This is a genomic window from Paraburkholderia kirstenboschensis (assembly GCF_904848585.1).
GTDB classification, from domain to species: Bacteria; Pseudomonadota; Gammaproteobacteria; order Burkholderiales; family Burkholderiaceae; genus Paraburkholderia; species Paraburkholderia kirstenboschensis.
In genome coordinates, this window is the sequence record NZ_CAJHCR010000004.1 from 336,888 (window position 1) to 363,680 (window position 26,793).

General features: G+C 63.5%; 19 protein-coding genes. 12 read left to right on the forward strand and 7 right to left on the reverse strand.

The features are described from left to right. The first annotated feature begins 86 nt into the window (after window positions 1-86). Window positions 87-557, forward strand: a complete 471-nt coding sequence (locus tag JMY24_RS14360; protein WP_128594142.1) for an Lrp/AsnC family transcriptional regulator — start codon at window positions 87-89, stop codon at window positions 555-557. A 10-nt stretch (window positions 558-567) separates the two neighbouring features. Here JMY24_RS14360 and JMY24_RS14365 read toward each other — a convergent pair whose 3' ends face one another. Beyond that, on the reverse strand, window positions 568-1,458 hold the full coding sequence (locus JMY24_RS14365) for an alpha/beta fold hydrolase (protein WP_128594141.1): 891 nt from the start codon (window positions 1,456-1,458) through the stop codon (window positions 568-570). Window positions 1,459-1,747: 289 nt separating this feature from the next. Here JMY24_RS14365 and JMY24_RS14370 point away from each other — a divergent pair, with 289 nt between their 5' ends. After that, entirely contained in the window at window positions 1,748-2,707 is a 960-nt protein-coding gene (locus JMY24_RS14370; RefSeq protein ID WP_128588460.1) for an NAD(P)H-dependent flavin oxidoreductase, read from the forward strand. 86 nt (window positions 2,708-2,793) lie between these two features. On the opposite strand, the gene icmF is transcribed toward JMY24_RS14370, so the two are convergent. From icmF to JMY24_RS14390, 4 genes are all read right to left on the reverse strand, one after another. Further along, window positions 2,794-6,231 carry a fused isobutyryl-CoA mutase/GTPase IcmF gene (gene icmF, locus JMY24_RS14375; protein WP_201702284.1) on the reverse strand — a complete coding sequence of 1,146 codons (3,438 nt, stop codon included), beginning with the start codon at window positions 6,229-6,231 and terminating at the stop codon, window positions 2,794-2,796. A 122-nt stretch (window positions 6,232-6,353) separates the two neighbouring features. Further along, window positions 6,354-7,289, reverse strand: a complete 936-nt coding sequence (locus JMY24_RS14380) for a LysR family transcriptional regulator (protein ID WP_201702285.1) — start codon at window positions 7,287-7,289, stop codon at window positions 6,354-6,356. Window positions 7,290-7,488: 199 nt separating this feature from the next. Next, the gene (locus tag JMY24_RS14385; RefSeq protein WP_128594140.1) at window positions 7,489-8,574 is read right to left on the reverse strand and encodes a porin; all 1,086 of its coding nucleotides are present in this window, start codon (window positions 8,572-8,574) and stop codon (window positions 7,489-7,491) included. A 567-nt stretch (window positions 8,575-9,141) separates the two neighbouring features. Further along, entirely contained in the window at window positions 9,142-9,597 is a 456-nt protein-coding gene (locus JMY24_RS14390) for a hypothetical protein (RefSeq protein WP_128594139.1), read from the reverse strand. A gap of 568 nt (window positions 9,598-10,165) precedes the next feature. Between JMY24_RS14390 and JMY24_RS14395 the strand changes: the two genes are divergently transcribed. From JMY24_RS14395 to JMY24_RS14435, 9 genes are all read left to right on the forward strand, one after another. Beyond that, window positions 10,166-11,188, forward strand: coding sequence for a bile acid:sodium symporter family protein (locus JMY24_RS14395; RefSeq protein ID WP_201702286.1), 1,023 nt, complete (start codon window positions 10,166-10,168; stop codon window positions 11,186-11,188). Window positions 11,189-11,543: 355 nt separating this feature from the next. Beyond that, window positions 11,544-13,400 carry an EAL domain-containing protein gene (locus JMY24_RS14400; protein WP_128594138.1) on the forward strand — a complete coding sequence of 619 codons (1,857 nt, stop codon included), beginning with the start codon at window positions 11,544-11,546 and terminating at the stop codon, window positions 13,398-13,400. Window positions 13,401-13,660: 260 nt separating this feature from the next. Then, complete coding sequence (locus tag JMY24_RS14405) at window positions 13,661-14,647, forward strand: LacI family DNA-binding transcriptional regulator (protein WP_201702287.1); 987 nt, start codon at window positions 13,661-13,663, stop codon at window positions 14,645-14,647. Next, on the forward strand, window positions 14,644-15,927 hold the full coding sequence (locus tag JMY24_RS14410) for an AGE family epimerase/isomerase (protein WP_128592455.1): 1,284 nt from the start codon (window positions 14,644-14,646) through the stop codon (window positions 15,925-15,927). Before JMY24_RS14405 ends, JMY24_RS14410 begins: the two co-directional genes overlap by 4 nt. Continuing rightward, complete coding sequence (locus JMY24_RS14415) at window positions 15,924-16,835, forward strand: carbohydrate kinase family protein (RefSeq protein WP_201702289.1); 912 nt, start codon at window positions 15,924-15,926, stop codon at window positions 16,833-16,835. The genes JMY24_RS14410 and JMY24_RS14415 overlap by 4 nt, the downstream gene beginning before the upstream one ends. Window positions 16,836-16,966: 131 nt before the next feature. Beyond that, entirely contained in the window at window positions 16,967-17,197 is a 231-nt protein-coding gene (locus JMY24_RS14420; protein WP_128589368.1) for a hypothetical protein, read from the forward strand. Between the two features lie 59 nt (window positions 17,198-17,256). Continuing rightward, complete coding sequence (locus tag JMY24_RS14425; protein WP_128594136.1) at window positions 17,257-17,502, forward strand: hypothetical protein; 246 nt, start codon at window positions 17,257-17,259, stop codon at window positions 17,500-17,502. Between the two features lie 238 nt (window positions 17,503-17,740). After that, a complete protein-coding gene (locus tag JMY24_RS14430; protein ID WP_128589372.1) occupies window positions 17,741-18,703 on the forward strand; it encodes an ion channel in 963 nt (320 codons plus the stop codon). A gap of 262 nt (window positions 18,704-18,965) precedes the next feature. After that, window positions 18,966-22,553 (forward strand): indolepyruvate ferredoxin oxidoreductase family protein, encoded by a 3,588-nt coding sequence (locus JMY24_RS14435; protein WP_201702291.1) that lies wholly within the window; start codon window positions 18,966-18,968, stop codon window positions 22,551-22,553. A 97-nt stretch (window positions 22,554-22,650) separates the two neighbouring features. Here JMY24_RS14435 and JMY24_RS14440 read toward each other — a convergent pair whose 3' ends face one another. Both JMY24_RS14440 and JMY24_RS14445 read right to left on the reverse strand, forming a co-directional pair. Next, complete coding sequence (locus JMY24_RS14440; RefSeq protein WP_128594134.1) at window positions 22,651-23,355, reverse strand: copper homeostasis protein CutC; 705 nt, start codon at window positions 23,353-23,355, stop codon at window positions 22,651-22,653. 44 nt (window positions 23,356-23,399) lie between these two features. Then, window positions 23,400-24,668 (reverse strand): sensor domain-containing phosphodiesterase, encoded by a 1,269-nt coding sequence (locus JMY24_RS14445; RefSeq protein WP_128594133.1) that lies wholly within the window; start codon window positions 24,666-24,668, stop codon window positions 23,400-23,402. A 473-nt stretch (window positions 24,669-25,141) separates the two neighbouring features. Here JMY24_RS14445 and JMY24_RS14450 point away from each other — a divergent pair, with 473 nt between their 5' ends. Continuing rightward, entirely contained in the window at window positions 25,142-26,791 is a 1,650-nt protein-coding gene (locus JMY24_RS14450) for a Na+/H+ antiporter (RefSeq protein WP_201702292.1), read from the forward strand. Window positions 26,792-26,793 lie beyond the last annotated feature (2 nt).

Consider the following 26,793-nt stretch of genomic DNA (forward strand, 5'->3'; position numbering starts at 1 on the left):
GACAAGCAGTGTAGATAATCCGCTCTCGTGAATACATGGCTAAACTTAAGCGATACTGCGATCAAACCTAATAATCGAAGGCCGTCATGACAAAACGCCTCGCACAGCCCGCGCCTGCTACGCTCGACGAAACCGACCGCGCGCTCCTCGCCGCGCTCGCCGAAGACGCGCGCCGGCCAGTCAGCGAACTTGCTCGCCTCGTAGGACTATCGGCGCCCAGCACGGCCGAGCGCATTCGACGCCTGGAAGCGCAAGGCGTGATCGAGCGCTTCACAGTGCAGCTCGATCCGCGCGCGTTAGGCTTTACGCTGCAAGCCATCGTGCGCGTGAAGCCTTTGCCCGGCCAGTTGCATCTGGTGGAAGAAGTGATCCGGCGAATTCCGGAGTTTGTGGAATGCGACAAAGTGACGGGCGACGATTGCTTCATCTGCCGCCTCTATCTGCATTCGATCGAGCAGCTCGACGAGATTCTGTCGAAGGTAGCCGAGCGGGCGGAGACCAGCACCGCGATCGTCAAATCGACGCCCATCGCGCGGCGCCTGCCGCCGCTCGGTTAAGCGAGCAACGCTACTTTTCGAGCGCTTCGAAGAACGACAGCATTTCGGCGACCAGCTCGTCAGGCGCCTCTTCGGGTATGTAGTGGCCGCAAGACAGCGAACGGCCGCTCACGTCGCGCGCCACGTGACGCCATTCGTCCAGCGCGTCGAAGCATTTTTCGATCACGCCCTTGTCGCCCCACAACACGCGCAACGGGCAGGCAATCTTCTGCCCGCGCTCGATGTCCGCGCGGTCGTGCTCGAGGTCGATACTCGCCGACGCGCGGTAGTCCTCGCACATTGCATGCACCGCACCGGGTTGCGCGAGCGCCAAGCGGTAAGCGTCGAGCGCGGCCGGGTCGAACGGCGCGAGACCCGCGTGACGGCTTCCCATCACCGCATCGACATAAGCGGCCGGGTTCGCGCCGATCAGCGTTTCGGGCAGCGGCTCCGGCTGAATCAGGAAGAACCAGTGGAAGTAATGCGTGGCGAAGGTGCGGTCGGTGGCTTCGTACATGGCTAGTGTCGGCGCAATGTCGAGCAGCATCAGACGTTCGACGGCGTCCGCATGATCGAGCGCCATGCGATGCGCGACGCGGGCGCCGCGGTCATGCGCGCAGACGAGAAAGCGCTCGAACCCGAAGTGCCGCATCACTGCGACCTGATCGGCGGCCATGGTGCGTTTCGAATACGGCGCATGCGCGGCATCGCTCTGCGGCTTTCCGGATGCGCCATAGCCGCGAAGATCGGTGGCAATGACCGTGAAGTGCTGAGCCAGTTGATCCGCGCAGCGCGCCCAGATCAGATGCGATTGCGGATGGCCGTGTAGCAGGAGAAGCGGCGGCCCCGCTCCGCCCTTCACTCCGAAGATATCTGCATCGCCCGCGGCGACGCGAAAGGGCGTGAAATTCTCGAAGGCCATGGCCGGCGTCTCTCGTCGTTAGAAGTCAGTGCATTGTAGAAGCCCAATGTGTCCCCACCGGGTGGGACAACCCACGCAAGCGTAGAACCCGAACACTCATTCCAACCGTTCTAAACGAACCGGCGACCGCGAGGCATGCGCTTGGCCTATAATCGAACGATCGTTCTTAAACGTTCGAGCGGCCATGTGCGCGGGCTGTCAGCTTCGCCACGGTGCAAGCCGCATGCCGCTACACTCATCAATAGCCGGGCGCTTTGCGCACCGGTCGGTCAATCAGGAGACTTGCACTATGGCATTGCCCGCCGTTCTACAAAATCTGGCGTTGCCTGTCGTCGCCTCGCCGATGTTCATTGTCAGCTATCCCGAGCTCGTGCTGGCGCAGTGCAAGGCCGGCATCGTCGGTTCGTTCCCCGCGTTGAATGCGCGCCCCGCCGAACTGCTCGACGAATGGCTTACGCAACTGCAGGCGCAACTCGCCGAACATAAGGCGGCGAATCCCGGCTCGGTGATCGGACCGATTGCCGTCAACCAGATCGTCCATCAATCGAATACGCGGCTCGAACATGACGTCCGGGTGTGCGTCGAGCACAAGGTGCCGATCTTCATTACGAGCCTGCGCGCGCCGGCGCGCGAGATTGTCGATGCAGTGCATAGCTACGGCGGAATCGTGCTGCATGACGTGATCAACCTGCGGCACGCGCAGAAGGCGCTGGAAGCGGGCGTCGACGGTCTGATTCTGGTTGCGTCGGGCGCGGGCGGCCATGCGGGCACTACTTCACCGTTCGCGCTGGTCGGCGAAGTGCGGCGCATTTTCGACGGCCCGATCGTGCTGTCCGGATCGATTGCGAACGGCGGCTCGATTCTCGCCGCGCAAGCCATGGGCGCCGACCTTGCGTACATGGGAACGCGCTTCATTGCGACAAGAGAAGCGCATGCGGTGGACAGCTACAAACAGGCTATCGTCAATTCCACCGCGTCGGACATCATCTACACGAATCTGTTCACGGGTGTGCACGGCAATTACATACGCGAGAGCATCGTCAACGCCGGGCTCGATCCGGAGGCGCTGCCCGAATCGGACAAAACCAAGATGAACTTCGCGAACGAAAAGGCGAAGGCGTGGAAAGACATCTGGGGCGCAGGCCAGGGCGTCGGCCTGATGGACGACGTGCCGAGCGTGAGCGAACTGGTCGAGCGTCTGTCGAAGGAATACAACGACGCAAAGGCGCGACTCGGCATCGGGCGTTGACATCGCCGAGGGTTGCGGGGGTTGCGCGGGTTGCTGCCGTCGCTCGCTGACGGTCGCGGCGGCGCCCCCTCGGCTCGCCCCGCTCGCTACATATTCCGACGATACTGCCCGCCCACTTCGAACAGCGCGTGCGTGATTTGCCCAAGCGAACAGACGCGCACCACATCCATCAGCACCGCAAAGACGTTTTCGTCGTCGATTACCGCGAGTTGCAGACGCTCGAGCGCGGCGGGCGCGGCGTCGCAATGCCGCGTCTGGAAGTCGCGCAGACGTTTTAACTGGCTTTGCTTCTCTTCTTCCGTGGAGCGGGCGAGCGCAATTGGCGTCGGCGCTTCATGCGGCTTCGCGCTCACGAACGTGTTCACGCCGACAATCGGATACGAGCCGTCATGCTTGCGATGCTCGTACAGCATCGACTCGTCCTGAATGCGCCCGCGCTGATAACCGGTCTCCATTGCGCCAAGCACGCCGCCGCGCTCGGTCAGCCGGTCGAATTCGGCGAGTACCGCTTCTTCGACGAGGTCGGTCAGTTCCTCGATGACGAAGCTGCCCTGATTCGAATTCTGATTCTTCGCAAGCCCCCATTCGCGATTGATGATCAACTGAATCGCCACTGCGCGTCGCACCGACTCCTCGGTGGGTGTGGTGATCGCTTCGTCGAACGCATTCGTGTGCAGCGAGTTGCAGTTGTCGTAGATCGCGATCAGCGCTTGCAGCGTGGTGCGGATATCGTTGAAGTCGATCTCCTGCGCGTGCAGGCTGCGGCCCGATGTCTGCACGTGATATTTGAGCTTCTGGCTGCGTTCGTTCGCGCCGTAACGCTCGCGCATCGCGATTGCCCACACGCGCCGCGCAACACGGCCGAGCACCGTGTATTCCGGGTCCATGCCGTTGGAAAAGAAGAACGACAGGTTCGGCGCGAAGTCGTCAATCGACATGCCGCGCGCCAGATACGCCTCGACATACGTGAAGCCGTTCGCGAGCGTGTAGGCGAGTTGCGAGATCGGATTCGCGCCAGCCTCGGCAATGTGATAGCCGGAGATGGAGACCGAATAGAAGTTACGCACGCCGTGTTCGACAAAGTACGCCTGAATATCGCCCATCACTTTCAGGCTGAATTCGGTCGAAAAAATACAGGTGTTCTGGCCTTGATCTTCTTTCAGAATGTCGGCCTGCACTGTGCCTCGTACATTCTCCAACGCTGTGCGGCGCGTCTCGGCGAGTTCGTCTTCGCTCAGCGCACGGCCCAGTTGCTGCGCCTTGCGCGCGATCTGCTGATCGATCGCTACGTTGAAGAACATTGCGAGTATGGTCGGCGCAGGGCCGTTGATCGTCATGGACACCGACGTTTGCGGCGCGCACAGATCGAAGCCTTCGTAGAGCGCATGCATGTCGTCGAGCGTCGCCACCGATACACCCGAGTTGCCCACCTTGCCGTAGATGTCCGGGCGTTCATGCGGCTCTTCGCCGTATAGCGTGACCGAGTCGAATGCGGTCGAAAGACGCTTGGCCGGCATGCCCTCGGACAGCAGTTTGAAACGGCGGTTGGTGCGCGACGGATCGCCTTCTCCCGCGAACATTCGCGTCGGGTCTTCGTTCTCGCGACGGAACGGGAAGACGCCTGCGGTGAACGGAAAGTAGCCCGGCAGATTGTCGAGCATCAGCCAGCGCAGAATCTCGCCGTGGTCGACGAATTTCGGCAGCGCGACTTTGCGCAGTTGCGTGCCCGATAAGGTCGTGGCCGTGAGCGCGGTGCGTATCTCCCGGTCACGAATGCGGACCACGTGGTCATCGCCCGAATAGGCGGCGACGGTTTGGGGCCACGCGTCGAGCAGCTTTCGCTCGCGCTCGCCGAGTGCCGTGGTGCGTTGCTCGATGAGCGCGTCGAGCGAGGCTTGCGCATCGTGCTCGTCTGCGCGCGCTTGCGCGAGCATCCGGCGCGCTTCGACGAGTTGCCAGCGCTCGCGCGCAACACCCGCTTGCTGATCGGCCCGCTCGCGATAAGCGTGGATGGTCTGCGCGATTTCCGCGAGATAGCGCACCCGCGCGGGCGGCACGATCGCATGACGGCCGCTCGAAAATCGCACGTCGGCGGGCACGGACAAACGGCCGCCTCCTGAGCGCAGGCCGTGCTTTCGCAGCGCTTCGGCGACGTATTGGTAAAGCGCGGTCACGCCGTCGTCGTTGAAGTGCGAAGCGATCGTGCCGAACACCGGCATCGCCTCGGGCGATTTCGCGAAGTCGGCGCGGTTACGCTGCACCTGTTTCGCGACATCGCGCAACGCATCTGGCGCGCCCTTGCGATCGAACTTGTTGATCGCGACCGCGTCGGCGAAGTCGAGCATGTCGATCTTCTCCAACTGGCTGGCCGCGCCGAACTCGGGTGTCATCACATATAGCGATTCGTCGACGAACGGCACGATGGCCGCGTCGCCCTGACCGATCCCTGAGGTTTCGACGACGATCAGGTCGAAGCCGGCCGCCTTGCACAGCATCAGCGCGTCGGGCAGCGCGTCGGAGATTTCGCTCGACGCCTCGCGCGTCGCCATCGAGCGCATGTAGACGCGCGCACCGCCGCCCCAGTCGCCGATCGCGTTCATGCGAATGCGGTCGCCGAGCAGCGCGCCGCCGGACTTGCGGCGCGACGGGTCGATGGCGAGCACGGCGATGGTGAGCGCGTCGCCGTAATCGAGCCGGAAGCGGCGGATCAGTTCGTCGGTGAGCGACGATTTGCCCGCACCGCCCGTGCCGGTAATGCCGAGCACGGGCACTTGCATTGCCTGAGTAAGGGCGGATAGCTCGGCGCGCTTCGACGACGCGACGCCGCCCGCCTCGATGGCGCTGATCAGTTGAGCGAGACGCCGGAACACGAGCGAGCTTGCGTCCCGCGAATCCACGCTGCTCGTCTCGCCCGGAACGTTTTGGGAACCGTCGTCGTTATCGCCGATGCCCGCGCCTTCGCTTACCTGTGCGCTCGAACGCAAGTGCAACAGAGGTTGACCGATCAGGCCGGCGAGCCATTCCCCGACTGCGCCGGTCCGCGCTGCGACGCCGTCTCGGGCCGCTGCTGCGCAGCGCGCGATCATGTCGTCGATCATTCCTTGCAGGCCAAGCCGCTGGCCGTCGTGCGGCGAATAGATCTTTTCGACTCCGTAGCTTTCCAGCGCGACGATTTCTTCGGATACGATCACCCCGCCGCCGCCGCCGAACACCTTGATGCGCTCACCGCCTCGCGCTCGCAGCAGATCGACCAGGTAGCGGAAGTATTCGTTATGGCCGCCCTGATAGCTCGACACCGCGACGCCGTCCGCGTCTTCCTGCAGCGCGGCGGTCGCGACTTCGTCGACGGAACGGTTGTGGCCTAGATGGATGACTTCGACGCCGCTCGCTTGCAGGATGCGGCGCATGATGTTGATCGACGCGTCGTGGCCGTCGAACAGGGCTGCGGCGGTGACGAAGCGCAAGCGCCGGCCGGCGGGCAGCTCGTGGCTGGCAGCGCGCTGCGGCGTGGACAGATCGGTCATGTCTCCCCCAGATCGTTACGCTGTTTGCGTGTGTGGGTGCTGGCAACCAGTATAACGAAACGGGTGGGCGCGGCTTCGGCGGTTTGTGGCCTGGTGCGCTTGCCGACGCGCTATGCCGGGCGCTATCTCACAGCCAGCGCCTTGATCTGTTCGAGCGACGGCCACAGCGACTCGTTCGCGAACCGGTCGGCGAGGAAGTCTACGAACGAGCGCACCTTCGCCGACAAATGGCGCCGGCTCGCGTACACCACATGGATCGGCAGCTCGCGAGGCGGCACTTCATCGACGAGCACCGGCACGAGACGCCCCTCGGTCAAATCGGCGCCGATCACTTCGGTGCCGAGGAGCGCTATGCCCGCACCTTGCAGCACCATGACGCGTTGCGCTTCGAGATGATTGACGATCAGATTGCCGGACAGGCGTACGCGCGCGGCTTCGCCGGTGGCTTGCAGGACGTCGAGTGCCGACACGCCCGTGTATTGCAGAAAGTTGTGGCGCCCGAGATCGGCGGCCGTCTTCGGCGTGCCGCGCCGGCGCAAATACTCCGGCGACGCGCACAGCAGCAGATGCGCCATCGCGATCTGCCTCGCGATCAGCGACGACGACTTGAGGCCGCTCGGCGAGGCGCGGATCGCGACGTCGAAGCCTTCATCGATCAGCTCGACCACGCGGTCCGACAACGTTATGTCGACGGTGACCTGCGGATACTGCGCGGCATAGTCGGCGACCGCGGCCATCACGTGACTCAGTCCGAATGCCGACAGCGACGACACCCGCAAGCGCCCTTGCGGCACGACGCTCGCCGCACCAACCACCTGCTCCGCCTCCTCGAGTTCGGTGAGCACCTGACTCAAGCGCTCGTAGTATTCGCGGCCCGCCTCGGTCGGCGCGACGCGGCGCGTGGTGCGGTTCAGCAGGCGCGCGCCGAGCTGCTGTTCGAGATGCATCACGTGCTTGCTCGCCATCGCCGCGGACATCTCCATTCGTTCAGCCGCGCCCACGAAGCTGCCCACCTCGACCACTTGCCGGAACACTTTCATGCTGACGAGGGTGTCCATCCGAATCGCTCGCTATAGGAATTAATCGGCGTTATTTTGCCCGGTTTATCAAGAGCAGATGGCGGAACGACTATGGCGGATCGCCTCAGAAAAGACCAAAGCCCGCGTTCCGTGAGGAAGCGGGCTTTGGAGGTTGTGAGCATGCGGCCCGGCTCGCGGCAGTCGCCGCTCGCCGGCCAGTTCAGCTGCGCAGCGACGCCTAGAACTTCGCGCGCATGCCAACGCCGTACGTATTGCCGCTCGACTGGCTGCTGATGTGGTCGTACAGATAAGCCGCGTACACGTCGGTGCGCTTGGACAGCGGGTAGTCGTAACCGATCGCCGCGGTCTGGCGCGTCTGGTCGAAGCCGCCGCCGTCGCGCGAATAAGCGTACGACGCCATCACCGTGCCCGGACCCGCCGGGACCGTTACGCCGCCTTGCGCAGTGTTTACGTGCCAGCTTGTCAGCGTCTGGTCGTTGTGGGTGTACATGTACTGGCCGAACAGCTTCACATACTTGAGGTCGTAGGAGACGCCGACTTGCGCGACGCTCTGCGCCTTCAGGCCCGGCACACCCGAGGAATCGAAACTGCCCAGATCGCCCGGCGTGTTGTTGAAGTTCACGTATTGATAAACCGCGGTCGCGGCGAACGGGCCGTGGAAATACAGCACCTGGCCGCTCCACTTCTTCGCGCCGTTCTGCGTCGTGTTGCCCAGCGCATACATTGCGCTCGCCGACAGGCCGTTGAAGTTCGGCGACTGATACTGAACCGCGTTGTTCCAGCCCGAGTCCCCCGTCACGCCTTGATCGGTCGAGTAAGTCGGGAACGTGCCGAGCCCGAGATACACGTGGTAGACCATCGGCGAAAAGACGTACGAGTCGATGAACGGGTTGAACAGGATCGTCGACACGAACAGTTCGGTGGTCAACCGGCCGGCCGTAACCGTGCCGTACGGCGATTCGACACCGACGTACGCGTTACGCGAAAACGTCGTGTCGCCGGCGAAGCGGCCGTACTGGCCGTTCTGCGCGCGGAAGAAGCCTTCCAGTGTAAAGATCGCCTTGTAGCCGTTGCCCAGATCTTCAGCCCCTTTCAAGCCCCAGTACGACGTCGACATTCCGCCGCCGGACACCTGGACCGCCGTCTTGCCGCCGGGAAATTTCTGCGCGCCGACCCATTCGTCCACCTGACCGTAGAGTTGCACGCTCGATTGCGCAAAAGCAGACGATGCACTGGCCAGCAAAGCGGCACACGCGGTTGCCTTGAGGGTGGTCTTCAGCGCACGGCTGATGCCTGTTTTCATGGATTCTCCAGTCTTTGTCAAAAGGGGTGTGGCTGTGCGAAAGGGCAAGCTCGCGCGAACCATTGTTGTTGTCCGTTCAATCGTCGAGCCAATCTGGGCGGGACCATCTTTGCGGACCATTTTTATGAACAAAAATATCGCTGGTTATTGCCGGTATATCGGTCTGATTAGTTTTGTCGCTTATCGGCCTGCTACAGACCTTCACGTGCGCATGTTCGTGGCATCGCGACACACACCGCGGCTCGCGCGAAGCAGCGCGCGCTATGCGTAACGCGTTCGATAACGCTTCAGATGACATGCTGATGACGCGCCGCCGCATAACCGCCCAAATTTGACGACGGGAGGTGGTCTGCTGCCGAGTGTTTTCAAAAAAGTGTGGCGTCGAAACGTCAGATTGCGCGCGCGGTTTGGAGGTGAGTCAAAGCGTAATGCGCGCGCCAAGCCAATTGAAAGGCGGGCAAGGGAACGGGATTGGAACAACGAACGTTGCCAAGGCACTGAACGCGACGCAAGCCGCGGCGCCGCCTATCCGGCTAGAGGATTGATCGAAGCGCGGCCCGGGCGGGCCTAGTTTCGGTAGGGAGAACTTTCGGGCGGGCGGCTGTCGTCGCCCTGGCGCTGGACGGCGCGCAGTGAACCGCGTTCTTCGTTATAGCGCGCGACGTCGGCCCGGATCGACCCCGAGCGAACCGGTGCATTGGATTGCGGCCGCTGTCCGGGGCGCGTCTCGGCGCTAACCGGTTGAATGACGCCGACGTACGGTATGCCGCCGCGGCCGTCCCCAGGATAAGCACCTGGTCCGGCGACGCGATGCATGCCTGCACTTGAAGCGCCGGAGGGATCGAGGTTGCGCTCGACGTTGCGGCCAACGTCGCGGTTGACGTAATTGCCGTGACCGTAGCTGTCCGCACCAAAGCTCGCGCCGCCGTGCGGCATGCCCGGACCTTTTGCGTAGGCGAACGAGCACAGCGCGACGATTACCGCGCCCCACGCCAGGTGCTTCGTTCTCGACAACCCGTCCACCAGTGACTCACTTGCCCGAAGACTTGCCTGAAGCCCACCGTTCGAGCTGCGATGGACTTGTTGAGGGACTGGCGCGGGCGCTGCGAACAGGTCGCAGCGCAGAGCATCCCGACGGCCTTTGATCGGTAATTTATGGTCGCGGGAAGAGGGTGTCGAGCCAAAAAGTGTTAGGCCTCGTCCGCTCTTGTAACACGTTGTTACTGCGACGTTTTTCTACGCCACAACCCTTGCTAAACCCGCCTGAGAATCGGCTGTGCATCGAGGGTTAGAGCGTTACGCGAAAGGCGTAATTGCAACGACGCGACGCGCCCTGTTCACCCGACGATTAGTCGATCAGCCAAGCGCACCCGCGGGACGCCACAGGCGTTCGCGCACGGGCCGACTGTCGAGGCATAGCCGATTCGTCGACCACGGCGCGAATGCATCGGAGTCATTAATCAATTCGGCAAATGAATTTGCCGTTTTAATAGCTTTAGACGGACAATAGGGTTTTCCATAGCACTACCGCCGGGCGCTTCGCGCACGCGCCTTGCGTGCAGTCCCGCATCACCGATTTCGAGAATCCGACATGGCCCGCCCGAAACTGCTTCCCGACAACTTCACCCTGTGCCTGATCGGCACGGTGATACTCGCCAGCCTGCTGCCGGTTCACGGCCAGGCCGCCGCGGGGTTCGACTGGGTGACGAACGTCGCGGTCGGCCTGCTGTTCTTCCTACACGGCGCGAAGCTTTCGCGGGAAGCGATTGTTGCGGGCGCGACGCATTGGCGTCTGCATGTGGTCGTACTGCTCAGCACGTTCGCGCTGTTTCCTCTGCTCGGCCTCGCGCTTAAACCGCTCCTTTCGCCACTTGTCACGCCTGCGCTCTACGCCGGGATCCTCTTCCTCTGCACGTTGCCGTCGACGGTTCAGTCCTCTATCGCCTTCACGTCCATCGCCAAAGGTAACGTTCCGGCCGCGGTTTGCAGCGCGTCGGCCTCGAGCCTGCTCGGCATCTTCATCACGCCCGCACTCGTCAGCGTCCTCGTCACGAATCAGGCGGCGGGCGGTAGCTCCCCTTGGCACACCGTGGGCAATATCGTGCTGCAGTTGCTGGTGCCGTTCGTGGCGGGGCAACTGCTGCGCCCGCTGATCGGCAAGTGGATCGAGCGGCATCGCGGCGTGCTGAAGTTCGTCGATCAAGGTTCCATTCTGCTGGTCGTGTATGGCGCGTTCAGCGAGTCCGTGACCGAAGGCCTTTGGCATCAGATCCCGCTCTCCGCTTTGGGCGGCGTTCTGCTCATCAGCGTGGTGCTGCTCGCGCTCGCGCTGGGCATGACGATTTTCGTGAGCAAGCGGCTCGGCTTCAGTCGCGCGGACCAGATCACTATCATCTTCTGCGGCTCGAAGAAAAGTCTTGCCGCCGGCGTGCCCATGGCCAAGGTCATCTTCGCCTCGCAGGCGGTCGGCGCGGTCGTTCTCCCGCTGATGCTGTTCCACCAGATCCAGCTTATGGTCTGCGCCGCGCTCGCGCAGCGCTGGGGCGCTCGCGACACCAGCGCGGAAAGCCGCGCCTCGCGCGAGCGGGCCGCCGCCGCCGTCGCCCGCCGTTGAATACGCGCGCAATGCAAATAGGACATTCATAAGCGCCCTCCCTGAGCGTCGTTTTCCAAAAGCCGCCTTGCGCGGCTTTTCGTTATTTCACGCTCATCCGCGACGGTTGTCGCCTCGGCCAGATGGCATAGGCGGCTTCCTGGCCGACTCCTGGCTGGCTCCTGGCTGGCTCGTGGCCGACTCCTGGTCGACTTCTGGTCGACTCCCCGCAGCGCCTCAAACTATCAGAGAACCGCGCGCGAAGCCTCACCCCAGCCCGAACGCACCACACCAGTGCAACGCTTCACCAAAAGTTCACTTAATTCTCCGCAGAGCAGGTCGTTAAGCCGAAGGTCCATCGCTACGTCTAACTGCCATGCAACTTCGCTCGCCCTCCGGAATCGCCGCGCCGCGCATCGAGGACCTGATTGCCCGGCGTGATCTGTCCGCCGTATTCCAGCCGATCATCGACCTCGAGGACGGCGCGATCCTCGGCTACGAAGGCCTGATTCGCGGGCCGGCCGGCACATCGCTCGAAGCGCCATTCGCCCTCTTTTCGCAAGCGCTCGTGGAAGGCTGCGCGATCGAGCTTGAACAGGCCGCTGCGCGCGCCTGCATCGAAGCGTTCGCGCGGCTCGGCTACGACGGCAAGCTGTTCCTGAACTTCAGCGCAGGCGCGCTTCGGCGTCTGGCCGACGCACCCGACGACACGCTCGCGCTGCTGCGCCATCGCGGCGTCGACCCGCAGCGCATCGTGATCGAGTTGACGGAGCAGAGCATGATTCCCGACGTGGGCAGTTTCCTGCCGGTGATCGCCACGTTGCGCACGGCAGGCGCGCAGTTCGCACTCGACGATTACGGCACTGCGAACGCCAGCATGAATCTGTGGGTGCGACTCCAACCGGACGTCGTGAAAATCGACCGCTTCTTCATTCACGACATCGCCTGCGATCCCCTCAAGTTCGAGGCCGTTCGCGCAATGCAGCACTTCGCGAGCGCGAGCGGCGCGCGCCTCGTGGCCGAAGGCATCGAGAACGAGGCGGATCTGATCGTCGTGCGCGACATGGGGATCGGCTGCGGGCAAGGCTTTTTCTTTGGCCGTCCGCATGCGCAGCCGGCACGCAAAGTCACCGACGACGCCCGCGACGCCCTGCGCGCTGGCCACATCGCCGTGTTTCCCGAGGCGACGCGCACGCTCGGCGGCGCGTCGCCATCGGGCGGCATGGCCTCGGAAAAGATGCTCGTGCACGCGCCCGCGCTGCCGCGCCAGGCGACCAACAACGACGTGCTCGAACTCTTCAACCGTCTGCCCGATCTGCACGCGGTCGCCGTGGTCGAGCATGACGAACCGGTTGCGCTGATCAACCGCCGCAGCTTCATGGACCGCTATGCGTTGCCGTATCACCGCGAGTTGTTCGGCAAGCGGCCATGCCTGCTTTTCGCGAACGCCTCGCCGGTGGTGATAGAGAAATCGATGACCGTCGAGCAGATGGCCAAGCTCCTCGCAAGCGACGATCAGCGCTATCTCGCCGATGGCTTCGTCATCACCGAAAACGGCAAGTATGCGGGGCTCGGCACCGGCGAGAACCTGGTGCGCGCGGTCACCGAGGTGCGCATCGAAGCGGCGCGCTACGCTAACCCGCTAACGTTCCTGCCGGGCAACATTCCGATCAGTTCGCACATTGCGCGGCTCGTCGGCAATCACGCCGGTTTCTACGCCTGCTATGTGGACCTGAACCACTTCAAGCCTTTCAACGATCAATACGGTTACTGGCAAGGCGACGAGGTACTGAAGTTCGCCGCCGCGGTGCTCGCCGACGTCTGCGATCCGACGCGCGACTTTCTCGGTCACGTGGGCGGCGACGACTTCCTCATCCTGTTCCAGAGCGACGACTGGCGCGAGCGCGTGCTGCGCGCGATTCACGTGTTCAACGAGGGCGCGCAACGCTTCTACGCGCCGACCGACCGTCTGGCCGGCGGCATTCACGGCGAAGACCGGCGCGGCAATCCGACCTTCTTCGGCTTCGTCACGATGGCAATTGGCTGCGTGCGCGTGGAGCCGGAGCCGACCGACGGCGCGTCGCTCTATAACAGCGAGGAAATCGCCTCAGTCGCGGCGCTGGCCAAGCGGCGCGCGAAGCTTGAGCCAAGCGGATTCGTGCTGATCGACGCCGCAGAAAGCGTGGCCTTGCTGCGCGGGCAGTCAGAAGCCTCGGCGACGCACGCCGACTGACGAAGCGGCGCCGAGTGCTGGAAGGACCGAGTTTCCAGCCTTGCTACCGCCGTCACGGAAAGCCCGCCGCCACAGAGCTAACGCGCGGAAATCGCATTTGTTTAGCAATTTTACTAAACGAAGAAATGTGAAAAAGGCCAGCATATACGGGTATTTACCGGTGCCTGCCACCACGCTTTGAAGCTGTTTGACGGCTGTTTTACTATACAATCGCCCGGACCAAAACACGTGCGGCCGCTCTGTCACGGCCACCTGCTTCGATGGCGATAACTATCCGCGACGTCGCGCGTGCGGCCAGCGTGTCGATCGGCACCGTCTCACGCGCACTGAAAAACCAGCCGGGCCTTTCCGAGGCCACACGCGTGCGCGTAGTAGAGGCGGCGCGCGAACTGGGCTATGACGCCGGGCAATTGCGTCCGCGCATCCGCCGTCTGACGTTCCTGCTGCACCGCCAGCACAACAACTTCGCCGTCAGCCCGTTCTTTTCGCACGTTTTGCACGGCGTGGAAGACGCCTGCCGCGAGCGCGGGATCGTGCCCTCGGTGCTGACCGCCGGTCCCACCGAAGACGTAATCCAGCAGATGCGCCTGCATGCGCCCGACGCCGTCGCGATCGCAGGCTTCGTCGAACCGGAGACGCTTGCCACGCTCGTCGCGATGCAGCGCCCGCTCGTGCTGATCGATCTCTGGGCGCCGGGTTTGCGTTCGGTCAATCTCGACAACGCTGCCGGCGCCGCGCTTGCTATGCGGCATCTGTTCGAACAGGGGCGCAAGCGGGTGGCGTTCATCGGCGGATCGCTCGCGCACTTCAGCATCGCCCAGCGCGCGCTCGGGTATCGGCGTGCGTTTTTCGAAGCGGGACTCCTGTTCGACCCGTCGCTCGAAGTCACAATCGACGCCGGACTCGACCCCGACAGCGGCGCGGCCCGAGCGATGCAGCAACTGCTCGATGCGCCCGGCCCACGCCCCGACGCCGTGTTCGCCTACAACGACGCCGCCGCGCTCGCGGCGCTGCGCGCCTGTTCCGCGCGCGGTGTGCGCGTGCCCGAGGACATCGCCATCATCGGCTTCGACGACATTCCCGCCGCCGCTCACGCCACGCCGCCGCTGTCCACCATCGCGGTCGACAAGGAAGCGCTCGGCCGCCGCGGCGTCGAGTTGCTACTCGAAGACGCGCCCGCCGAAACAGAAGTCCGCTTGCCCGTTCATCTCATTGCCCGTGCCAGTACTTTGGTGAGAACGCCATGACGCTATCCGCTACGCCTCCTTCCGCCAACGGCGCGCCCGCCGTGCCGCCCGTCGCCAGCTTTCGCAGCCGCGAGTTTCTGCTCTCGCACGTCGAGGACACGCTGCGCTTTTACGCGCCCAATGTGCTCGATCCGAGCGGCGGCTTCTTCCATTTTTTCCGCGACGACGGTTCCGTCTACGACAAGACCACGCGGCATCTGGTGAGCAGCTGCCGCTACGTCTTCAACTACGCAATGGCGTATCGCCAGTTCGGCGACCCGAAGCATCTGGAATACGCGCGCCACGGCGTGCGCTTTCTGCGCGACGCGCATTGGGACGCGCAGCACGAAGGTTACGACTGGGAGATCGAATGGAGCGACGGCAAAAAGCGCACGCTCGACGCCACGCGCCACTGCTATGGCCTCGCGTTCGTGCTGCTCGCGTACTCGCATGCGGCGATGGCCGGCATCGAGGAAGCGAAGCCGATGATCGGCGCGACCTTCGAGTTGATGGAGCATCGCTTCTGGGACGCCGCCGCCGGTCTCTATGCCGACGAGGCATCGCCCGAATGGCGCGTGAGCTCATATCGCGGGCAGAACGCGAACATGCACACCACCGAGGCCTTGCTCGCCGCTCACGAAGCGACCGGCCACCTCGTGTATCTTGACCGCGCCGAGCGCGTCGCGTCGAACATCACGCTGCGTCAGGCGAAGCTGTCGCAAGGGCTCGTGTGGGAGCACTTTCACGCAGACTGGTCGGTCGACTGGCACTACAACGAGGAAGACAGCTCGAACATTTTCCGTCCGTGGGGTTTCCAGCCTGGGCATCAAACGGAATGGGCGAAGCTGCTGCTGATTCTCGAGCGCTACCGTCCGTTGCCCTGGCTCTTGCCGCGCGCAATCGAACTGTTCGACGCCGCGATGACGCACGCATGGGACGAAGACCACGGCGGCCTGTATTACGGCTTCGGCCCGGACGGCACCGTGTGCGACCACGACAAGTACTTCTGGGTGCAGGCGGAGACTTTCGCGACCGCCGCGCTGCTCGGCAAGCGCACCGGCAACGAACGCTTCTGGGACTGGTACGACGAGATCTGGCGCTATAGCTGGGCGCACTTCGTCGATCACAAATACGGTGCGTGGTATCGCATCCTCACCTGCGACAACCGCAAATACAGCGACGAAAAGAGTCCGGCCGGCAAGACCGACTATCACACCATGGGCGCGTGCTATGAAGTGCTGACGCACGCGCTGGCCGAAGGCCCGACCGCCGCGGCTGTCTCCACGGAGCACGCAAAATGAGCCACGTGAACAACGAACTGCCCGTCTTCGTTTCGGCGGGCGATATCCTCACCGATCTCGTGCGCACGGGCGCCTCGCAATGGCTGTCGCGTCCCGGCGGCGCGGGCTGGAACGTCGCGCGTTGCGTCGCGCGGCTCGGCTTGCCGACCGCATGCGCGGGCTCGCTCGGCGTCGACAATTTCTCCGACGAACTGTGGGACGCGAGCGTCGCGGCCGGGCTCGACATGCGCTTCATGCAGCGCGTGGAGCGCCCGCCTTTGCTCGCGATCGTTCATCGCACGCATCCGCCTGCTTACTTTTTCATGGGCGAGAACGGCGCCGATCTCGCCTTCGATCCCGCGCATCTGCCGGCAGGCTGGATGCAGCAGGTGAAGTGGGCGCACTTCGGCTGCATCAGCCTCGTGCGGCAGCCGCTCGGCGATACGCTCGCCCGGTTGGCCGCCGAATTGCGTTCGCGCGGCGTGAAGATCAGTTTCGATCCGAACTACCGGAATCTGATGGAGCACGGATACGAACCCACGCTACGCAAAATGGCCGCGCTCGCGGACCTCATCAAGGTATCGGACGAAGACCTGCGCCTGCTCTTCAAGGCCGACGACGAAGCGCATGCGCTTGCCCAATTGCGCGCGATGAATCCGTCCGCCACCGTGCTCGTCACCCGCGGACCGGAAACGGCTCTGCTGATCGACGGCGCGGCGACCTTCGAGGCGCGCCCGCCGCGCGTCGAGGTGGTGGATACGGTCGGCGCCGGCGATGCGTCCATCGGCGGCTTGCTGTTCAGTCTGATGACCGCTTCGCAGCGGGCGTGGCCGGAGCATCTGGCGTTCGCGCTGGCGGCCGGCGCGGCGGCCTGCCGGCACGCGGGCGCGCATGCGCCGTCGCTGGATGAAGTCGTCGCGCTGCTGTAACGATTGGACGTTATCTTTTCCGCTGGACAGGCGCGCGTCGTCGCGAGGCGCCGCGCCGCGGGGCTTCAGCCGAAGCGCCATCGCCGTGCTACGATGAAAAGACCGGAACCTTTGGAACAAGGAGCGACGCCATGGAGGACATCACCTACACCAAAGGCATCTACACGGCCACTGCGTCGGTAAGAGAGCTCGACTCGGATACGTGGCAAGGCGTGGTCACACTCGCGCGCGACGAAGGCGAGGCGAGCCAGGACCAGGAAACCACGGTCTACGAAGTCGAAGCTACCTCGTCCACACCGGGCGAGGCACTGGAAGAAGCGAAGGCGCTCGCTCATCGCATACTCGGGGAAATCGAACTCTAGGCAGACCGGCGCGGCGCATCTCGCGGCGCGCCACCTGAACGCAATGGTCGGAGGCGATCATGGTTGAGCAGCTCTTCCTCTACGGCGTGTACTCGATTCACGTCCGCCCAATCGAACTCAGCGGCGCGCGCTGGGACGCGGAATACGAAATCAGGCATCGGGAGAAAGCGGTCAAGCCGTGGACGACCATCGGCGGCGACAACGGTTACGCCGACGAAGCACAAGCCATCGCTGTGGCACACCAGCAAGCCGTCGACGACATCGAGCACGGCGCAGGCATTCCGAAGCCGCGAGCATTTCCGTAAAGCGGAGCACAGGCCGTCTGCGTCAGTGTTAGCGCTGGCGTCAGCGCTAGCAGCGCATGGTAAACGGCATCTGAACGCGGCATTCAGCGCGTTCAAGAACCACTGAAGCGCCCCCGCCGCACCGCCACGGCACGGAAAACGCACACCTTCCTTCGCCCTGTTCGACGCGCCGAAGATCGCGCTCCGCGAGCGAGGCCGCGTGCTACGCTTGCGCCGTTTTCATCTCCACGAGTACGCGATGGCTACTGAACCGTCGGACCGTTTTGCCCGCATCGGACGGGCGGAAGTGAGCGCCGAAACAGGCCCTTCGCGCGGCAGCCGCGAACTGCGTCTGGACGACCGCGTGGTGATCGCGCACGGCATGCCGACGCGATTCTGGCAGGATCTTTATCACCGCGCGCTGGTGGTGCGCTGGCCGATGTTTTTCGTCAGCCTGGCGGTGATCTTCCTGTTGCTGAACACCACATTCGCCGCGCTCTATATGCTCGGCAACGCGGCCATTGCGAATCAGTACCCGCCGGGGTTCGGCGGTGCGTTTTTCTTCAGCGTCGAAACGCTGGCCACCGTCGGCTACGGCGACATGCATCCGCAAACGGTGTACGCGCACTGGATCGCGACGCTCGAAATCTTCGTCGGTATGTCGAGCATTGCGTTGGCGACGGGTCTGATTTTCGCGCGCTTCTCTCGTCCGCACGCGAAGATCATGTTCGCGCGCTACGCGATCATCCGGCCGCTGGACGGTCACATGACCTTGATGGTCCGCTCGGCCAACGGGCGTCAGAACGTGATCGCCGAAGCGCATGCACGGCTGCGCATTCTGCGCCGCGAAACGACTCCCGAAGGTTATACGCTGCGCAAGCTTTATGACCTCGCACTCGTGCGCGACCAGCATCCGGTCTTCAAGCTCGGCTGGAGCATCATGCATGTGATCGACGAAACCAGTCCACTCTTCGGCGAAACAGCCGAAACGCTAAAAGCGCGCGACACGTCGCTGCTGCTCACGCTGGAAGGCGTCGACGAATCGACGTCGCAGACCATGCAGGCACGCCACATGTGGACGTGCGACCAGATCTACTGGCAGCACCGTTTTGTCGACATCATGAGCGAACGCGACGGCGTGAGCCATATCGACTATTCGCATTTTCATGAGATCGTGCCGCTGGATGAAGCACCTGTGACAGCCGCCGTCTCGAGCATTTGATCGGGCAAACCAAAGCCGGGCCATTGCCTGCATCGCCCCAGGGCATACCCGCAGCCACCGTTTGCGTGGCATATCTATCTCAAAAGCGGCTTAAAACCGGTCGCTCCTCGCGCTCATTCGCTGACGCAGGAGCAAAGTAGAAAAAATCCACTCCGATTGGCGCTAAAAAATAGAGTCTCTTTCGCTGCGGCACCTCGGCGTCCCGAGGACGCGCGCCGAATGCACAACAGCAACCATCACGCATGGGATTGGAGACTCACCTATGACCGCTCGTCTGCCCATCGACGGCACGCCCGCACTTTCCGACTACAAGCTGTCCGACAATCTCACCGCGACCCGCGGCCGGATTTTTCTGACCGGCACCCAGGCGCTGGTGCGCCTCGCGCTCATGCAGCGCTCACTCGACCAGGCGCGCGGCATGAACACCGCGGGCTTTATCAGCGGCTATCGGGGCTCGCCGCTCGGCATGGTCGATCAGCAATTGTGGAAAGCGAAGAAACTGCTCAGCGCGGGCGATATTCGCTTCCTGCCCGCCATCAATGAAGAACTCGGCGGCACCGCCGTGCTCGGCACGCAGCGCGTGGAAGCGGACCCGGAGCGCACCGTCGAAGGCGTGTTCGCGATGTGGTACGGCAAGGGCCCCGGCGTGGATCGCGCGGGCGACGCGCTGAAGCACGGCAACGCGTACGGCTCGTCGCCGCACGGCGGCGTGCTGGTCGTGGCCGGCGACGACCACGGCTGCGTGTCTTCGTCGATGCCGCATCAAAGCGACTTTGCGATGATGGCGTGGCACATGCCGGTCGTGAATCCGTCGAACATTGCGGACATGCTCGAATTCGGGCTGTACGGCTGGGCGCTGTCGCGCTTTTCGGGCGCGTGGGTCGGCTACAAGGCGATCTCCGAAACGGTCGAATCCGGCTCGACGGTCGACCTGGATGCGCTGCGAACCGACTGGACCGCACCGGAGGATTTCGAAGCACCGTCGGGCGGCTTGCATAATCGCTGGCCTGATCTGCCGAGCCTCACCATCGAATCGCGAATGCACGCGAAGCTCGACGCCGTACGTCACTTTGCCAAAACCAACAGCATCGACAAATGGATCGCGCCGAGCCCGCATGCGGACGTGGGCATCGTCACATGCGGCAAGGCGCATCTGGACTTGATGGAAACGTTGCGCCGCCTCGACCTGACCGTCGCCGATCTCGACGCGGCCGGTGTGCGTATCTACAAAGTGGGCTTGTCGTTCCCGCTGGAAATGACGCGCATCGACACGTTCGTCGCAGGTCTTTCCGAAGTGCTCGTGATCGAGGAGAAAGGCCCGGTCATCGAGCAGCAGATCAAGGACTATCTGTACAACCGTACGCAAGGTGCGCGGCCGGCCGTGATCGGCAAGCACGCGCAAGACGGCAGCATGCTGCTCTCGTCGCTAGGCGAATTGCGGCCTTCGCGCATCTTGCCGGTGTTCGCCAACTGGCTCGCGAAGCACAAGCCGGCGCTCGATCGCCGCGAACGCGTGGTCGATCTGGTCGCGCCGCAAATTCTCTCCAACGCCGCGGACAGCGTGAAGCGCACGCCGTATTTCTGCTCGGGCTGTCCGCACAACACGTCGACGAAAGTGCCTGAAGGCTCGATTGCGCAAGCAGGCATCGGCTGTCACTTCATGGCTTCGTGGATGGAGCGCGACACCACCGGTCTCATTCAGATGGGCGGCGAAGGCGTGGACTGGGCGTCGCATTCGATGTTCACGAAAACGCGTCACGTCTTCCAGAATCTCGGCGACGGTACGTACTTTCACTCCGGCATTCTCGCGATCCGTCAGGCGGTCGCGGCGAAAGCCACCATCACCTACAAGATTCTCTACAACGACGCCGTCGCGATGACGGGCGGCCAGCCCGTGGACGGCAGCATCTCCGTGCCGCAGATCGCGCGTCAGGTGGAAGCCGAAGGCGTGTCGCGCTTCGTCGTGGTCAGCGACGAGCCGGAGAAATACGACGGCCATCACGATCTTTTCCCGAAGGGCACGACGTTCCATCACCGTAGCGAAATGGACACCGTGCAGCGCGAATTGCGCGACACCGACGGCGTGACCGTACTGATCTACGACCAGACGTGCGCCGCCGAAAAACGGCGTCGCCGCAAAAAGGGCGAATTCCCCGATCCGGACAAACGCCTCTTCATCAACGAAGAGGTCTGCGAAGGCTGCGGCGATTGCGGCGTGCAGTCCAATTGCCTGTCGGTTGAACCCGTCGAAACAGCATTGGGACGCAAGCGTCGCATCGATCAATCGTCGTGCAATAAAGACTACTCATGCGTGAACGGCTTTTGCCCGAGCTTCGTGACAGTCGAAGGCGGCAAGCTGAAGAAAGCCGCGGGCGCCGCGTTCGATCCGCAAGCATTGGCTGAGCGCGTCAACGCGTTGCGGCTACCCGCCACGCAGCTCGATGCCGCACCGTACGACATCCTAGTAACGGGTGTCGGCGGCACGGGCGTCGTGACGGTCGGCGCGTTGATCAGCATGGCTGCGCATCTGGAAGGCAAGAGCGCGTCGGTGCTCGACTTCATGGGCTTTGCGCAAAAGGGCGGCTCGGTGTTGTCGTTCGTGCGCTTTGCTGCGCGCGACGAGTGGCTCAACCAGGTTCGCATCGACACGCAGCAAGCGGACGTGCTGCTCGCCTGCGACATGGTGGTCGGCGCGAGCGCCGATGCATTGCAGACGGTGCGTCATGGCCGCACGCGCATCGTCGTCAACACGCATGCCATTCCGAACGCCACGTTCGTGCAGAACCCGGACGCTACGCTGCATGCCGACGCGTTGATCGACAAGATGCGCCATGCAGCCGGCGCTGAACGCATGTCGACTTGCGACGCGCAGGCGCTCGCCACGCGTTTTCTCGGCGACACCATCGGCGCTAACATTCTGATGCTCGGTTATGCGTGGCAGCTTGGACTCGTGCCCGTGTCGTTCGGCGCGTTGATGCTCGCAATCGAACTGAACAACGTGGCTGTGCAGATGAATCAACTGGCGTTTTCCATCGGCCGGCTCGCTGCGGAAGATCCTGCCGCGCTCGAATCGCTGTGGCAGGCGCGGCATGCCGCGAAGCAGACGGTGCGCGTAGATACACTCGACGAACTGATTGCGCATCGCGAAGGCCGTCTGCAAATTTACGGCGGCGCAAGCTATGTGAAGCGCTACCGTGCGCTGGTCGATGCTGCGCGCCGTGCGGAAAGCGCGGTCGACGCAAACAGCGAACGCGTGACGCGTGCGGTGGCTACGACGTTCTATCGTCTGCTGGCGGTGAAGGACGAATACGAAGTCGCGCGCCTGCATACCGATGCCGCGTTCCGGGAAGCACTCGAAGCGCAATTCGAAGGCGTGGCCGGCAAGGACTTCGGCATCAAGTTCAATCTGGCGCCGCCCACACTCACGCGCGCGCATTCCGGCGCGAATCCGACGAAAAAAACCTTCGGCCAATGGATGTGGCCCGTTCTCGGCGTACTCGCAAAGGTGCGCGGCCTTCGCGGCACGATGCTCGACCCGTTTGGCCGCACGCTCGAGCGCAAAATGGAGCACGAACTCGCGGACGATTACGAAACCACGTTGCAGCGAGCGCTCGCCAAGCTCGACGCCGACAATCTCGAAGACGTCGCGAAGCTCGCCGATCTGCATGCCCGTGTGCGCGGTTACGGCCATGTGAAGCTCGCGAATCTGGCGGGCGTCAAGCGGGGCGAGCGCGATCTCGCCGCGCGTTTGCAGATTGAAGCGGCGACCGGGGCGTCGGTAAAGAAATCGCTGGAGGAAGTGAAAGGCGCTGGGCAGTTGCGCGGAATTCCAGTGGTAGTCGCGAAGTAAGCGCTACGAGGCACCGGCCTTGCCGACGCCTACAACAAAGCCGCTCGTGCACATGCACGTAGCGGCTTTTTTTCTGCCTGGCGATTCAGCCCGCGCGCTAGCTTTTCGCCTCGGCATCCAGCAATGCCCTCACCTGAGCGACCTTTGCGCTTTCGACCGGGGCGAGCCCGTTACCGCCGGTGCGGACGCCCGACCCGAAGTGCACCGCTTCGACTCCCGTCCTGCTCACGAAGCCCGCAACGGCATCGACAGTCAGGCCCGCGCCTGCCAGCACCGTGCAGCGCGACTCCGCCGCCTGGCGCACCAGTTCGCGAATCGTCGCTTCGGCATCGAGCACCGACGGCTTGCCGCCCGAGGTCAGCACATTCGTCACCGCATCGAAACCGAGCAGCACATCTAGCGCTTTTTGCTGATCGCGGGCTTCGTCGAACGCGCGATGGAAAGTAATCGCGAGATCATCGGCGGCGTCGATTGCACGCGCAAGTTGTTCGCGGTCGATCTCGCCGTCCGCGTTCAACATGCCGATCACCACACCGTTCGCGCCCGCCGCCTTGACCGCCCGCACGTCGCGCAGCATCACCGCGAAGTCGTCGGCGTCGTAGACGAAAGAACGGCTGTGAGGGCGCACGATCACATTGACGGGCACGCTGACCGCATCGACCACCGCTTCGATCAAGCCGATGCTCGGCGTGAGCCCGCCCTCGCCCATCGCGGTCACGAGTTCGAGCCGGTCGGCGCCCGCTTGCGCGGCGAGCCGCGCGTCGGCGACAGTAGTGGCGATGACTTCTAGCAGTACGGACATGAGCGCAGCCGGGTGTCGTTGAAAACGACATCATCGCAGAAGCGCTATTCGTCGATCCAGTCGATGTCGCCGCACAGCACGCAGGTCTGCGCACCGACGCGCGTCGCCACCGACAACGTCACGCACGGCAACGCTTCGTTGATCGACAGATACGGACGCGTCACATGCACGCGCTCGGGCGAGTTGATCGCATCGCGAAAGTACGGACGACGCAGCCAGTTCGCGCCTTGCGCATCGGCAAGCGGCAAGAAGCGCGTTTCATGCGCCGCGCGATCGGCTCGCAGCACGACGTTGCGCCCCGCCTGCAGCCCTTTCGCGTCGAGCAGAAAGCAGCGCGCGGCGTGATCGAGCGCGAGGAAATTCCAGCACACTTCTTCGAGCGGCTCACCGGCTGCGAGCCGTTCCGCCGCACGTTCGAACGCGCGCAGATAGGGAGCGAGGCGGCTCGCGTTGCGGCGCTCGCGTGCTTCCATCTGATCGCGATAACGCTCGGTGAGTTCGCTGATGCAAGTCGCCGCGTGCGTTGCGTCGGCCGCCCCCGGGTTCGGGCGTCCGAAGAAAAACCCTTGAACGAAGTCGGCATTGCAGGCAAGCGCCATTTGCGCCTCGTGTTCCGTTTCCACGCCTTCGACAAGCACGAGCTTGCCCGCTTCGTGCAGCAACGCGACGAGGCCCGGCAGAATCGTCCCCATGTCGGCCCGATGCGCGGCGTGCGACAGCATGATGCGGTCGAGCTTCACAATGTCCGGATTCAATTGCCAGATGCGCTCGACGTTCGAATGTCCCGCGCCGAAATCGTCGAGTGCGATCAGGAAGCCGCGCTCGCGGAACTGGCGCACGGCATCCGCGAGACGTTCCAGATCTTCCGCGCGCTGTTCGAGCACTTCTAGCACGATGCGCCTCGGCGGCAAGCCGAGGCGCTTGAGCGTAGCCAGTAACGCAGCGGACAGATACGGATCGGTGAGCGCGCCCGGGTGCACGTTGAGGAACAGCCACTCGCGTTCGGCGCCTAGCACCTTGAAGTTTTCCAGATGCAGCGTCTGCGCAAGCCGGTCCAGCTGCAACACATCGCCCACGCGCGCCGCCTCGCCGAATACGTCGAGCGGCGAGACCGGCCGGTCGAGCATGTCGTGAGCGCGCAGCAAGCCTTCATAGCCGACCGCCCGCATATGCGACAGACTGAAGATGGGTTGAAACACGCTCGTGAGCGTCAGCTCGCCGTGCTGCACCGAGAAGCGTTCCAGGCCGGACGTCATTTCGACGTCGAAGCCGTGGCGCGCGGTAGCCGTCCTTTCCTGTTGCGCAATCGTCATGCAATCCTCTCACGCGAGAGCCGGGCCGGTCGAACGCGGGTGCGAACAACCCACGGCGCCATTGCTCCAAAATGTGCGTCATCGATATGGCTTAAGCAAGCTCCATGCGCGCGCTCGCGCACATAGACATGTAACTCGCGTGAAAGATTGCACCGGCGGCACGGCACATGCGCCACAGCAGGGCGCGGGCGCACCTTTAGCGTGCAGCCAGAACAAGCGGCCTTTGTGCAGCGTGGCGCAGTCCCGGCGGAGTCGCTGAAGTACGCCGCGCGGCGCGGACACGCTGCGCGGGTCAAACTCACAGGCTAAACTCGCGGTCGACACCTGGCATTCGCGCTGCGCCGCGCGACTCCATGATTCCTGTCAAGCACGCCGACGCGCCCCATGCCGCTTGCGCGCCGGCTTTGCGAGGTGCGACGCGCCGGCGCAAAATCTTTGTCCGCATCTCCGTTATCTTTCCAAGTCTCGTACCGATGGAAATCGTCTTCACCGTATTGATTCTTCTGCTTGCCGTGGCCGGGTCGGGTGTCGTGACCCGCCTGGCGCCGTTACCGTTGCCGCTGGTTCAGATCGCAATCGGCGCGATGCTCGCCTGGCCGAAGCTCGGATTGCACGTCACCTTCGATCCGGAAATCTTCATGATGCTGTTCATTCCGCCGCTGCTTTTCGCGGACGGATGGCGCATTCCCAAGCGGGAATTTTTCATGGCGCGCCGCTCGATCCTGATGCTCGCGCTCGGCCTCGTCTTCATGACGGTGCTCGCCGTCGGCTACTTCGTGCATGCGCTCGTACCGTCGATGCCGCTGCCTGTCGCGTTCGCACTTGCCGCCGTGCTGTCGCCGACCGATGCGGTTGCGCTTTCCGGCATCGCGGGCAAGGGCGAGATTCCGGGCAGACTGATGCACATTCTGGAAGGCGAAGCGTTGATGAACGACGCCTCCGGCCTCGTCGCGCTGAAATTCGCGATCGCCGCCGCGCTCACCGGCGTCTTCTCATTGCGCGACGCGTCGATCAGCTTTGTGATCATCGCCGCAGGCGGTCTCGCGACGGGCGCAGCGGTGAGCTGGCTCTTCAGTTTTATCTCGGTGCGCTTTCTGAACCTCGCCGAAGAAGGCGACCCGGCGCCCGGCGTCGTGATGACGTTGCTGATTCCGTTCGCCGCATACCTGATCGCGGAACGCCTCGAACTCTCGGGGATTCTCGCGGCGGTCGCGGCCGGCATGATGATGAACTACACGACGCTGGCAACATCCGGGCCGGTGGCATCGCGAGTGCGCGCGAGCAGCACCTGGACCATGATCGAGTTCGTCTTCAACGGCATGGTGTTCATTCTGCTGGGGCTGCAGTTCCCGCACATTCTCGGCCGCGCGCTGCTCGACGCGCATCAGACGAGCGACGTGCAAGTCGGGCTGCTGATCGGGTATATCGCGGCTGTTGCGGCGGCGCTCTACACGTTGCGCTTCGTGTGGGTCTGGCTGCTGCGCTGGTTCGCGAGCCGTGGCGCGACCCGGCGGGGCGTCGCCAACGCGGTGCCGGGATTGCGCACCGTGGGAGTCACGACGGTCGCTGGCGTGCGCGGAGCGGTGACGCTCGCCGGCGTGTTGTCGCTGCCGGAGATGCTGCCGAACGGCGCACCGTTGCCTGGGCGTGACCTCGCGATATTCATCGCATCCGGCGTGATCCTGTTGTCGCTGGTCGTCGCTGTGATCGCGCTGCCGCTGCTATTGCGCGGATGGCGCCGCGGCAAAGACCCGCACGCAGCGGAAGAAGCGCTTGCACGAACGATGGCCGCGCAAGCCGCAATTCGCGCTGTCGACAACGTGCATGACAAGGAGTGCGCGAACCTCGACGAATCCGCCTCGGCATATGCGGCCGATGTGACCGCGCGCGTGATGGACATTTATCGTCGCAGGCTCACCGCACTCGGTGAGGACCGCGAACCGCGCGAGATGGCACGGCGCGCAGATGCATTGGAATTTCGCATGAAGCTCTCGGCAATGCGTGCGGAGCGTCAGGTGTTTCTAAGCTTGCGCAGCAGTCAGGCCATCAACGACGAGACGTTCAACAAGCTCATGCGCGAAGTGGATCTGTCGGAGACGGCGCTGACCGCGCGCAGGAAGTAAAA

Bases quoted from the DNA above. Each gene is read 5' to 3' on its own strand.
- JMY24_RS14360 (WP_128594142.1), top strand. From the start codon at position 87: ATGACAAAACGCCTCGCACAGCCCGCGCCTGCTACGCTCGACGAAACC.
- JMY24_RS14425 (WP_128594136.1), top strand. From the start codon at position 17,257: ATGGTTGAGCAGCTCTTCCTCTACGGCGTGTACTCGATTCACGTCCGC.
- JMY24_RS14435 (WP_201702291.1), top strand. From the start codon at position 18,966: ATGACCGCTCGTCTGCCCATCGACGGCACGCCCGCACTTTCCGACTAC.
- JMY24_RS14445 (WP_128594133.1), bottom strand. From the start codon at position 24,668: ATGACGATTGCGCAACAGGAAAGGACGGCTACCGCGCGCCACGGCTTC.
- JMY24_RS14400 (WP_128594138.1), top strand. From the start codon at position 11,544: ATGCAACTTCGCTCGCCCTCCGGAATCGCCGCGCCGCGCATCGAGGAC.
- JMY24_RS14430 (WP_128589372.1), top strand. From the start codon at position 17,741: ATGGCTACTGAACCGTCGGACCGTTTTGCCCGCATCGGACGGGCGGAA.
- JMY24_RS14365 (WP_128594141.1), bottom strand. From the start codon at position 1,458: ATGGCCTTCGAGAATTTCACGCCCTTTCGCGTCGCCGCGGGCGATGCA.
- JMY24_RS14405 (WP_201702287.1), top strand. From the start codon at position 13,661: ATGGCGATAACTATCCGCGACGTCGCGCGTGCGGCCAGCGTGTCGATC.
- JMY24_RS14380 (WP_201702285.1), bottom strand. From the start codon at position 7,289: ATGGACACCCTCGTCAGCATGAAAGTGTTCCGGCAAGTGGTCGAGGTG.
- JMY24_RS14415 (WP_201702289.1), top strand. From the start codon at position 15,924: ATGAGCCACGTGAACAACGAACTGCCCGTCTTCGTTTCGGCGGGCGAT.
- icmF (WP_201702284.1), bottom strand. From the start codon at position 6,231: ATGACCGATCTGTCCACGCCGCAGCGCGCTGCCAGCCACGAGCTGCCC.
- JMY24_RS14440 (WP_128594134.1), bottom strand. From the start codon at position 23,355: ATGTCCGTACTGCTAGAAGTCATCGCCACTACTGTCGCCGACGCGCGG.
- JMY24_RS14395 (WP_201702286.1), top strand. From the start codon at position 10,166: ATGGCCCGCCCGAAACTGCTTCCCGACAACTTCACCCTGTGCCTGATC.
- JMY24_RS14385 (WP_128594140.1), bottom strand. From the start codon at position 8,574: ATGAAAACAGGCATCAGCCGTGCGCTGAAGACCACCCTCAAGGCAACC.
- JMY24_RS14410 (WP_128592455.1), top strand. From the start codon at position 14,644: ATGACGCTATCCGCTACGCCTCCTTCCGCCAACGGCGCGCCCGCCGTG.
- JMY24_RS14370 (WP_128588460.1), top strand. From the start codon at position 1,748: ATGGCATTGCCCGCCGTTCTACAAAATCTGGCGTTGCCTGTCGTCGCC.
- JMY24_RS14420 (WP_128589368.1), top strand. From the start codon at position 16,967: ATGGAGGACATCACCTACACCAAAGGCATCTACACGGCCACTGCGTCG.
- JMY24_RS14450 (WP_201702292.1), top strand. From the start codon at position 25,142: ATGGAAATCGTCTTCACCGTATTGATTCTTCTGCTTGCCGTGGCCGGG.